Origin of the sequence: Sporomusa termitida (assembly GCF_007641255.1) — a bacterium.
In the GTDB taxonomy this organism is placed as follows: Bacteria; Bacillota; Negativicutes; order Sporomusales; family Sporomusaceae; genus Sporomusa; species Sporomusa termitida.
Genome location: NZ_CP036259.1, coordinates 1,363,604 through 1,374,097, shown reverse-complemented (window position 1 = coordinate 1,374,097; position 10,494 = coordinate 1,363,604). Strand labels below are relative to the sequence as shown.

The window sequence follows — 10,494 nt, the reverse complement described above, 5'->3', positions numbered from 1 at the left end:
ACGTTAGCTCTCTTTTCGCCAAATTGCTTTATTATATTTGTTGGATCCACTGAAAGCCGTAAGTGGGGGTGGCGCTGGTAAAACCAGCCGGCTTTTTGAGCGGCCAGCCAATAAAGAGATCATAGCTCCCACCGCCGCTTCCACCTCTGACTCCAACAACAGTTCCGGCCAGGGCTTTGCTGCTTAAGCCGGCGGCTGGCGGCCCACTGACCTGCCCATAATCAAGCCCCCAATAGATACTGGCAACACCTGCCGGCACCATGAGTTCATTCTGTAAATACCAACCATTCTCGGCAGATAGTGTTTGTTCCCCGTCAAACCCCCGCACGGTATAGCGGTTGCCGATGCTAAAGCTGTCAGCAGCATACAGGCGATTGTTGCTGTATTGACCACTAATACTCATTCTATACTGGCTTTTAATGCCGGCAACAGCAGCTGGTTTGACGATGGCGGCATCGATTGTCCAGATATGGTAGCGGGTGGTAGGCAGATTACTGCCTGTCAGATCAGCCTGGGCGCCAAACCAGGGCACGCCCTGCTGATGGGCAATACGGGTATCAAGAGTGGTTTGTCCCAAATAGCGGCGCTCATGTAAGGCAAGGGTTAAAGCGGTGGTATTTTTTCTTTGTACGAGGATCTCAGTATCCTCAACGAAGTTTTGGCTGCTCCTTTTAACGAGCCCCAGTTCCAGATGGGTTTTGCTGGTTTGATCGCGCTGGATAAGTTTTTCAACAGTGAATCTCGTATCCCGGTTAGTCCCGGAGTAGCTAATGGGCTGGGATCCGGCCAGGACAGTCTGATGATAATCATAGCTGTTTTGACTTATAGTGTAGGTGAAATTACCGTCCGGCCGGGAGTAATAGATGCTATGGCCTTTTGTGCCATATTGAGAGCCGCTTTGTTCTCCGTCCTGATTAAAGGAAAAATGGAAAAGATCGTTGGCTTGTAACAGGTTATCATAGATAAAGGTTTGGGCGAGCTGCAGCTCGCCTGTGGCTTTACTGCCGGAATCGTCAATAGAGAGAATAACCTTCCAGGGTTTGGTCTGTTTAAGATTAATTACAACATCGCTCTGACCTGGGGTTTCAGCCGGCACCAGTTGCATTTCGGCATCCTGTGAGGGTACCCGCTTGAGTTGCTCGAGTCCTTGTTCCAGGTCACGCAGGTTGAGTATATCGCCCGGGCGGACGGGGAAAGCAGTATGCCAGTTGCCTTTTTGTTCAGGGTCCTGAAATCGGATGTCGTGAATAATACCTGGTACAAGGACAAGGGTTAAGGTCCCTGTGGAAAGGTCCTGCGCGGGGATAAGCAGACGGCTGGTGACATAGCCCCGCTCAATGAGAAGATTGGTGGCCTGTTTTACGATCAGATTAATCCCTTGCAGACCGATATTACGGTTCTGGTACTTACGCAGCGCCTCCTGCAACCATGCAAACTGCTCCAGGTGCTCTCCCTGCAATATGATGGTTTGAATAGGAAAGCTCAAGCTTTCTTCTGGCAATCCAACTTCTGGTTTGGCCTCGCTTGGGGGCTGAAGGAAGACATCGCTGCGTCCCTGGCGTTCTTTTTTATCCAGGGCTTCCTGCCGGACACGCCGATTTTGTTCTTCTTTGTCGGCTACAGTCGGCGCAGCCCAGGCTGAGCTTAGGCTTATTTGCAGCAGAATAAAGAGAATCAGGCTAGTTTGCAGAATTTGTTTGCAGGTATTTTTTTTGTCGCAGATCAATTGCTTCAGCTCCTCAAATGGTAAAATGATTTGGATTATTGCCGATTAAAACAAAAAAATCTTCTGATTGCTCAAAAGATTGAAAATGACCGTTTAGGAAGCCAATCCCCTTCCCATCGCTCACAGGTCGAATGGTGATTGTTACGCAGGCAGTCCGGACCATGCTTACATGTTTCCAGGCTAACTCAATGCAGCTTTAAAGTATTTCCTATTCAATAACGGGATTGTGCCAGAAAATATCAACCTCCAGCCAAGTCCTCTGCGTACCTATACACCACTAAATTTTAGGCATATGAATACGTTTAATTATTCCCTTTATTGCAAATTTTGTCAATATATTTTTAAATTATTACCCTTTACTTTGGAAACATACGCAAGCAACGCCCCTCAACGTACTACCTTAATGCACTTGTAAGCACCTTGCCCCTATTTCCCCTGTAAATCGCGATAGGCTTCAAAAGCCCAGGGATGATAAGCCTTAAGCTGTTGCCGGTTGTCGTATAAATACCGGAGATAGGCAAAAGCCCCGGCTGCCACTGAAACCTCCAGGGCCGCTTTAATATCTGTTATAAAACCTGCATTATGCGCAGGATCCCACTGCAGCTTATCGGCCACAAATAATATCATATCAGCCAAAGTGGCATTGGCTTTTAAGGTCGAATGACATTCAATGGCACTTAGAATGGCCGGGTCCTTAATGTTAAAGATCTCAGCAGCCATAAGCCTTGAGATTTTACCATGCAAAAGAGCCGGTACAAGGTGCTCTGCCGCCAATATATCAATTCCCAGCTTATTGCACGCAGCAATTTTCTCAGCATCCGGGATAATGCCGCCAATATCATGCAGATAGCCGGCAATAACAGCCTGCTGCTCATTGGCACCACACCGGCCGGCCAGTCGCCGGGCTTCAGCAGCAACTTTGCGACTATGGTCGGCAATATTACCGCAATCATATTCCTGCAGCAGGTTTATGGCGTCTGTCTCAATCTTACCCGTAAAATGTAACTTAACAATCAAATTAGAGAATACTTCATTCATCTAATCTTGTCTTGCTCCTCTCTTGGCGGGCTTCCGCCTGCATTTTATCCTGCCGGTGTTTTAGTTTCCGGATGTATTTTAATATTTTCTCAAGCCGGTCCAGCTCTGCTTCCAGCCCTAAGTAGGCATCATCATTACCAGGGAATTCATCGGCCGCCTGATCATAGGCTGTGATCTGCTGTTGCAGGGTTTCAATAATAAGCTGTACGCCTGACAACTTGAGCCTTGGCTCTCCACAAACGCCGGTAAAGGTACTGCTGTTAGCCGGCACGATCCAGGCCTCAAACTTAGCACCAGGAAAGGGGATTTCTTGCCTTAGATTCAGTTCCTGCTGCCGGCTGACTGCTGCCCTGAAGCTATCATTACCTATACCCAGCGGGATTCCCGGTCCACTGTATACAGCCTGCAGCCCATCGGCTTCATAATGGCCGTAAGTGCCGCCGCAGGTACACTGCTTCTCGACAAAGCTCAGACTAAACATATCATGGCATTGGGGACAATACAGCAGTTTCACAGGTATCACCGCTTTCAATAAAATAAGGCGACTTAATTATAAAACTCGCGGCAGCTTGGCAGCTCGATGGCGGCCAGCTGTCCGCCGAATACCCCGCCGCAGTCCAGGCAGATTTTGTCCTGGTGCTGGCGGTCGTACCAGATCCTGGCCTGTTTTCTCTTTTTGATGTCGTTGTAATGATATAAAAGCCAGGTGGGAATATGCCCGAATACAAGAACTTTGCCGGCATAGGCCGGGCAAAAAGGAAAGTTTGCCTCCATCCATACCAGTTCATTTTCGGTATTTGCTTCAATCGGTTTGGCGGTATTGGCGCCGGCATGGCTGAAAATGAACTTGCCGACAGCCAGATAAAGGGGCAGGCTGCGGACAAACTGCAGGATTTCCGTTAGCCGGCCTGGTGACAAATCTTTTATTTCCTCGTACATCCGGGCGCCGCCGTTATGCTTAATCCAGGTATACAGGCTGTCAGAGGGCCGGGTACGCCAGGTATCGGTTGTCAGCATTTCAACCAGGCTGTGTTCTAAGAACTGCTCATGATTGCCCTTAAGCAGGACGGCCCCCTGCTGCTGTAACTCCAAACAAGTAGCCAGGCAGTCCAGGTTTTCCTCGCCCCGGTCTATCAAATCGCCACATACCACCAGCAGGTCCTGGTCTGGTTCGTAACCGGTTTTTTTCAACAGGTTAACAAAGCGTGTGTTTTGGCCGTGCAGGTCTGAAGTCGCTAAGATACGATCAACGGTCCGCATTCCGTCCCCTTCTCTCCTATTTCACTCGGTGTATTCCGGCTGTCTGCAAGCCGTATGGCAGGCCGGGCGGCAGCCGGTTCATTGCCCGGCCTGCACCGGGATGCGTTTATAAGGCAGCTTAACCAGTATTTGCTCGGTCAATTCGGTAAAAACAAAGGCGGCATCTGTATAAATGCTTTCCGGTTCCCATTTGGCTTTAGACACTTTGATTACATCATATTTGCCGGTTACGGCCGAATAGGCATACCCTTTCAGCACGATGTCGGAGTCAATGTAGGTATCATCATACCAGGGCAGATATAACCGTTTCAGCCGGACTTTTGACAATTCGACAACAACAACGATATCAGCGGACAAGGTGGTGGCAAGACCGGCCATAGCCTGCTCATCCGTTAGTCTGAAAGGATGCTTATCAGTGCTAACGGCCTGCGTGGCTTGGGCAACCGTATCTGCCGGCAGCAGCGCATAATAAGGGTATTTGAACGGCTTTTTTATAAGGTCCTGCACGATCTGCACATCATCCGCGTACCGGTACTGGGCGGTATTGATAACAGGCAAAACGGCCACTGTGAGCGGGGTAAGCGCATAAACAGGCCCGGCAACCGTTGCGAAACAAAGGACGAGAAGCCATAATAAAATTTGCCGGCACAGGCTCATTGATCATCATCTCCTTAAAAACCCTCCAACAGGAAGAGGGCTTTAAAATATAATGTGGTCAAGGTACTAGTACCTTGGCAGCCTTAAAACGGTAGAATAATGGCGAGGCTATTTTTCGCAAACCAAGGCGGAGGAAGGAGGCATACCGGACGTATGCCGACTGACGACAACGAAGGGTTGCGGGAAATAGACCGGCAGTATTCACTGGATTAGGGCTGACAAGGTACTAGTTCGCCATAAAATTCCAATATCCTTCGGCGAAAGCAATGGTGGTCAGGCCTGCTGCTCCGAGTCCCGGGCAACCGGAAAAAAAACCCGCTATTGTCCGTTGCCAGACAAAGCGGGTTCCCGGAGGTCAATTCCGGCTTTTTTCCATGCTAATTGCCACTTGTACGCGTAAATAATTTAGAGCTTTCCTTTAATACCAAGGGCACCAGACTAAACAGGATAACCAGGCCCCAGTCGTGTGCAGAAAGCATTTGGACCTTAAAGGCCGCAGCCAGGAACGGTACGGAGATGACAGCAAACTGTAAAATAAACCCGACCAGGATTGCACCAATCAGAAACTTATTAGAGAATAAGCCAATTTGGAAAATGGACTTGTCCGGGTCGCGCATGGCTAAGGAGTAGAATAACTGGGAACCGGCCAGGACTACAAACGCCATCGTTCGGGCATAGGTCAGCACCTCGTCCGGGATAGACCTTGAGCCCAGGCTGTAGCCGTATTCCCGCAAGCCAAAATAGAAGGCGGCGAGCGTAAGGCTCCCGATCAGGAGGCCGCCCATGACCGCTCTGAAGCCGTCTCCGTTGGCAAAGAAGCTTTCTTTGGGGTCACGGGGTTTTTTCTTCATGACATCTTTATTGCCGGGATCAATACCAAGGGCAATCGCCGGCAGGGTATCTGTAATCAGGTTAATCCACAGCAAATGAGTGGCCATAAGCGGTAACGGCCAGTAGCACAGGACGGAAACGAATATGGCCACAACCTCGCCCAGATTGCAGGAAAGCAGGAATATAACCGATTTCTTGATATTGTTGTAAATGTTCCGGCCTTCTTCAATGGCATGGACGATCGTTGTAAAGTTATCATCGGTAAGAATCATATCACTGGCACCCTTAGCAACGTCAGTCCCGGTGATCCCCATCGCGACACCGATATCGGCGTTCTTTAATGAGGGAGCGTCATTGACGCCGTCACCGGTCATAGACACAACGTTGCCGTGGGCCTGATAGGCTTTTACGATTTTGACCTTATGCTCCGGCGACACTCTGGCGAAGACCCGGTAATTGTTTATTTTACTTAAAAACTCCTCCTCCGATAATTGATCCAGCTCGGCACCGGTAATACTCTGCTCGATGCTGGTGGCGATCCCCAGTTCCCGGGCGATGGCTACTGCCGTATTTTTATGGTCGCCGGTAATCATAATCGGTGTAATGCCGGCATTTATCGCTTCATGGATGGAATCGCGGACCTCAATCCGGGGCGGATCAATCATACCCACTAACCCAATCACGGTTAAGTCTGTTTCCATGTCGGCCTGCTCAAGCTTACGGTCTGTGTTTTTAAAGGCCGCGCCCAGAACGCGCAAGGCATGATCTGACATTTCTTCGGCAACCTTTAGATAGGTTGCTTTCATCTCGGCTGTTAGGGGAACAATCCGGCCATTCACTAAGGCCGTGGTTGATAATTCCAGAATATTATCGATCGCCCCTTTGGTATGAACCCGATAGGCATTTTCTTCTTTATTGAGGGTCGACATTAATTTCCGTTCCGAATCAAATGGTTTTTCGCCAACCCGTTTATACTCGGCATGCAGCGTTCTCCTGGCCAGGTCATATTTTTCCCCCAGGACAACCAATGCCACCTCGGTGGGGTCACCGGTGCTTTGTCCATTTTCATAGGTTGCATCAGAACACAATACAAAGGATTTTATCAGCTCCTGCTCGTCCTGTCCGGCTTCCAGTCCTGTGCCCGCCGCCGGGATATCCTTTACATTGCCGAAAGTATAAAGTTTTACCACTGTCATCTTATTCTGAGTCAGGGTTCCTGTTTTGTCTGAACAAATAATGTTTACAGACCCCAGTGATTCCACGGCCGGGAGTTTTTTGACGATGGCGTTGATTTTGGACATTCTGGTAACCCCCAGGGCCAGAACAATGGCAACAATAGCCGGCAGCCCTTCCGGAATAGCCGCCACTGCCAGACTTATGGCGGTGATGAACATCTCGAATAAATCACGTTGTTGGAAAAGGGCGATAATAAATATAAGCACACATATGCCGATAGCCAGAAACCCTAAGATTTTGCCCAGCTCATCAAGCCGCTTTTGCAAGGGCGTCATTTCTTCAATATCTTCATCCAGTATCGTGGCAATCCGGCCAATCTCCGTAGCCATCGCCGTGGCGACAACAACGCCTTCCCCCCGGCCATAGGTGGCTAAAGTTGACATAAATGCCATATTGGACTGGTCCCCAATCGGGGTTTTAGAATTTTCATGTATAGCATTGGCATTTTTCTCAGACGGAACAGATTCGCCGGTAAGCGATGATTCCTCTATTTTAAGATTGGCGCTGTCGATCAGCCTGAGATCGGCAGGGACAAAGCGGCCGGCATCAAGGACGATGATATCACCGGGGACAATCTCCTCGGAATTAATTTCCCTGACCTCGCCATCACGTTTTACAAGTGCTCTGGGGGTTGTCATGTCCTGCAGGGCTTCGATGGCCTTTTCCGCTTTGTATTCCTGCACAACACCGATAACTGCATTTAAAACAACTACCAGCAGGATAATAACCGCGTCAACATATTCGCCAATAAAAACAGTAATAACTGCTGCCCCCAGCAAGACGTAAATCAGCATATCCTGCAGATGGGTGAAAAATAACGCGATTAACCCTTTCTTGGGTTTGCCCTTTAGCTTATTTTCGCCATACTTGGCCAGTCTGGCTTTGGCTTCTTCCGTAGTCAGCCCGGTCGCCGGGTTGACAGTAAATTCGTTCAGCGCCTGTTCCGGTGCTTTTGAGAACCACATATGCAGTCACATACCTTTCAACGATGATACATACAAATAACCAAGCCCCGCCCGTGAGGACAGCCGTTACTGTCATCTTGGCCGGCAAAAATGCACAGGGGGCTTAGCTTGCATGCTGTGATACAGTGTTAGAAGTTTAACCCGCGGTCTATCAGGTTATGTATGATAATTGGGCCGGCAAAAAGCCGCGGGACGGTGGTCCTGTCCTGAAAACTTATGCTACAATTTGATTTTGCAGCAATCATCCCTATTACTTAAAATAATCAAAAAGCCGGCCAAAGTCAATATCTGCTATTTTTTTCTTTTCATAAATCTTGTACAGATCATCAGCGCCCTCCCGGAGGTGCCGCGAACTAATGCCATGGGCTAAAGAAAGCTTGGCTTCGATGTAGGCGGCAAAATGGTCACAGGCTTTCAGCAATTCACCATCAATCGGCGAATATTGATCTTCATTATAGTTAGCGGCTATTTCCCCTGAACCCACAATTACTATCTGGTTGTCGACAATAACCTTATTGCTGAACTCATCCTGAATAAAATAATAGATCTGTTTATGCCAGCCTGAAGGCAACAGCGGCAGCAGCTTTTCCTGAATCTGGCGGCTCTCGATTTGCTTGATCAGATCTTCCAGCCCTTGTACTGATCTTTTCACCGGGGAAACGATGTCTCTGGTCAAAACCTCCGGCAGGTCATGAAACAACCCGCCAAAATAGTTGTTGGCAATCCGTTGGGCGCAAGCCCCGGTCTGTATCGAAAATACATAGGCAAGTATTGCTACAATTAACATGTGCCCCATCACCGAGGTCTCCGGCACTCTGGGCGCTTGAGCCCACCTTTGCTGAAATCTTAATTGCCCGACGAGATTGATAAAATGATTAGTCTTTTTTCCTAACCAGATTTTCTGCACGCCAACCAGGTCGGAATGATCTTCAATCTCATTGTCAATTCTGGCCTTTGTTTCTTCTAAGCCATAGATGTTCGAATTAAGGTTGTGGATAATCTGGAACTCCCAGTTAGTCGCCAGATAATGGGCGGCCCGCAGGATTTTCTTTTCTTTGTGAAAATATTGTGCCTCTAGGAGATACTTGGCAAATTTATTGTAAAACGCTTCTCCAATACAGTCTATTTTCGGCTTTAATTCATTCAATACCCAGCGGTTCAGTTTATCACCATGGGTAGACATCAGCTCACGAAAAACCGAAGGTTTTATATCTGTTAAACAAATCCTGTGCAGAAATTCGAAAATTCCCCCCTCAATTAAATTGACCCAGTTAATGACCGCGCCCCGGTCATCCTCTTCAAATCTGGCCAATACAAAAGCAATAATCATTTTGTGGGCCTGCTTGTCCAATTCCGTAAAGCCTTTGGGCCGGATATGGTCATTCCACCGCTGAATATGGGCACTTTCATACACTAATTCAATAAAGGTTTTTCCAATCACTGCTATCCCGCCTTTGTCCCATTTACCTTTTATTTGTTCAGATTTAGCCAAATGGGCCGAATTCGCGCAAACTGCCATTTCCTACTGCGGATCGTCATACCCAATACATTCCCAGGAAAATACAAAAATCCTGCAAGACTTCAAGAATTTGCAGGCTGTGGGCTATATTTTATTGACAGTCACTTGCAAAAAGCTAGGCTTTAGATAGCTTCGTGGGCATAAATGCCGGATAAGAGATATTTTTGCTCTGTTTACTCACTGCAATAAACCCCTCTTTTTATAACATTGATTATCATTATCTATCCAGCGTTTAATTATATGGTCATTCTTTTTCTTTGTCAAATTTTACTTACCCAAACAACCTGGCCTTCTGCTGCCCAAGCACCTTACCTTCTGTTGCAAACGTAAGGGACACTGGTTGATAGCTGCACCAGTGCTTTAGCCAGGCAGCAAGTAGAGCGTTAAATAGCGCAAACACCACCTGGCACGAATACGGGTTGCTGGCCTAGCCGCAAGCCGATCAGTTATCCTGTTCCCCGGCCCGGTATGCCGCAGGTTTTCCTGTTAAACCTCGAAAGCAACAGCACCGGCATAACCTGGGGCAGGTCTAAAGGGAGCAATATTCCAGCTTGCAGTACTGATCCCTTCGCCGGTCACGTTGAGCCTGGTATTGTTATTTTCACTGTTGCTCGTGATGCAAAAGGAATCTAAGGAACGGTTCAAACCCTCCCCTGTCGCCTTGACAAATGCCTCTTTACATGTCCAGCAATCAAAAAAAGCCTGCTGCCTTGCACCGTAGGGATGGCGCTGAAAAGCTGCTTTTTCCTGGGGATGAAAAAAGCACGCCACTATTTCCGGGAAATCCGGCATACACCGGATATGTTCCACATCAACACCAAGTTTGTGAGCTCTGGCAAAAGCCAAAACTACCAGATTATGCGAGTGGGAAATATTAAAGGCAAATAGCTCCTGGCCGTGCTTTCCATATAGTTCAGGCTTGCCCTTAGAGCCGCTTTCGAGCAAAATCCGGCCGGAAGCAATATTCAGATATTGCCCGATCATCCGCCGCAGCAGTCCATGGGCCACAAGAAAACGCAACCGGTCTTGGGGAAAACGAAACTGCTTCATCCGGCCGGTTTCTTCTGCCGAAAGCAGCATAGCCAGTTCCTTGCTCCCGCACGCGAAGTCTTGTATAGAAACCGGCCAGAGTTGGACTTCACCGGCCGGCAACAGCAAAGGCGAGTCTGAAATAAACTGGGTGGCAGTCAATTCCATAATCCGGATTAGCAAAAATAAACTCCCTCCTTGTATGACCCGTCCACACCCCGATTTCTTCCGGG

At 48.4% G+C, this 10,494-nt stretch carries 8 protein-coding genes; all 8 read right to left on the bottom strand.

All coding sequences use genetic code 11. The features are described from left to right. Positions 1-31 precede the first annotated feature (31 nt). Positions 32-1,726: a ShlB/FhaC/HecB family hemolysin secretion/activation protein gene (locus SPTER_RS06080; RefSeq protein WP_246105501.1), complete on the bottom strand. Its 1,695-nt coding sequence runs from the start codon at positions 1,724-1,726 to the stop codon at positions 32-34. A gap of 426 nt (positions 1,727-2,152) precedes the next feature. After that, positions 2,153-2,764: an HD domain-containing protein gene (locus SPTER_RS06075; RefSeq protein WP_144349506.1), complete on the bottom strand. Its 612-nt coding sequence runs from the start codon at positions 2,762-2,764 to the stop codon at positions 2,153-2,155. Then, the gene (locus SPTER_RS06070; RefSeq protein WP_144349505.1) at positions 2,757-3,278 is read right to left on the bottom strand and encodes a hypothetical protein; all 522 of its coding nucleotides are present in this window, start codon (positions 3,276-3,278) and stop codon (positions 2,757-2,759) included. The genes SPTER_RS06075 and SPTER_RS06070 overlap by 8 nt, the downstream gene beginning before the upstream one ends. 32 nt (positions 3,279-3,310) lie before the next feature. Next, positions 3,311-4,024 carry a metallophosphoesterase gene (locus tag SPTER_RS06065; RefSeq protein ID WP_144349504.1) on the bottom strand — a complete coding sequence of 238 codons (714 nt, stop codon included), beginning with the start codon at positions 4,022-4,024 and terminating at the stop codon, positions 3,311-3,313. Between the two features lie 78 nt (positions 4,025-4,102). Further along, positions 4,103-4,681 carry a hypothetical protein gene (locus SPTER_RS06060; protein ID WP_144349503.1) on the bottom strand — a complete coding sequence of 193 codons (579 nt, stop codon included), beginning with the start codon at positions 4,679-4,681 and terminating at the stop codon, positions 4,103-4,105. Positions 4,682-5,058: 377 nt separating this feature from the next. Continuing rightward, entirely contained in the window at positions 5,059-7,713 is a 2,655-nt protein-coding gene (locus SPTER_RS06055; RefSeq protein WP_144349502.1) for a cation-translocating P-type ATPase, read from the bottom strand. A gap of 250 nt (positions 7,714-7,963) precedes the next feature. Continuing rightward, entirely contained in the window at positions 7,964-9,154 is a 1,191-nt protein-coding gene (locus SPTER_RS06050) for an HD domain-containing protein (RefSeq protein WP_211367494.1), read from the bottom strand. 564 nt (positions 9,155-9,718) lie between these two features. After that, positions 9,719-10,444: a 4'-phosphopantetheinyl transferase family protein gene (locus SPTER_RS06045; RefSeq protein WP_144349500.1), complete on the bottom strand. Its 726-nt coding sequence runs from the start codon at positions 10,442-10,444 to the stop codon at positions 9,719-9,721. Positions 10,445-10,494: the final 50 nt, after the last annotated feature.

What these genes read in the sequence shown, in the direction of transcription:
- SPTER_RS06075 (WP_144349506.1), bottom strand. Translation starts at nt 2,764, where the DNA reads ATGAATGAAGTATTCTCTAATTTGATTGTTAAGTTACATTTTACGGGT.
- SPTER_RS06060 (WP_144349503.1), bottom strand. Translation starts at nt 4,681, where the DNA reads ATGAGCCTGTGCCGGCAAATTTTATTATGGCTTCTCGTCCTTTGTTTC.
- SPTER_RS06065 (WP_144349504.1), bottom strand. Translation starts at nt 4,024, where the DNA reads ATGCGGACCGTTGATCGTATCTTAGCGACTTCAGACCTGCACGGCCAA.
- SPTER_RS06055 (WP_144349502.1), bottom strand. Translation starts at nt 7,713, where the DNA reads ATGTGGTTCTCAAAAGCACCGGAACAGGCGCTGAACGAATTTACTGTC.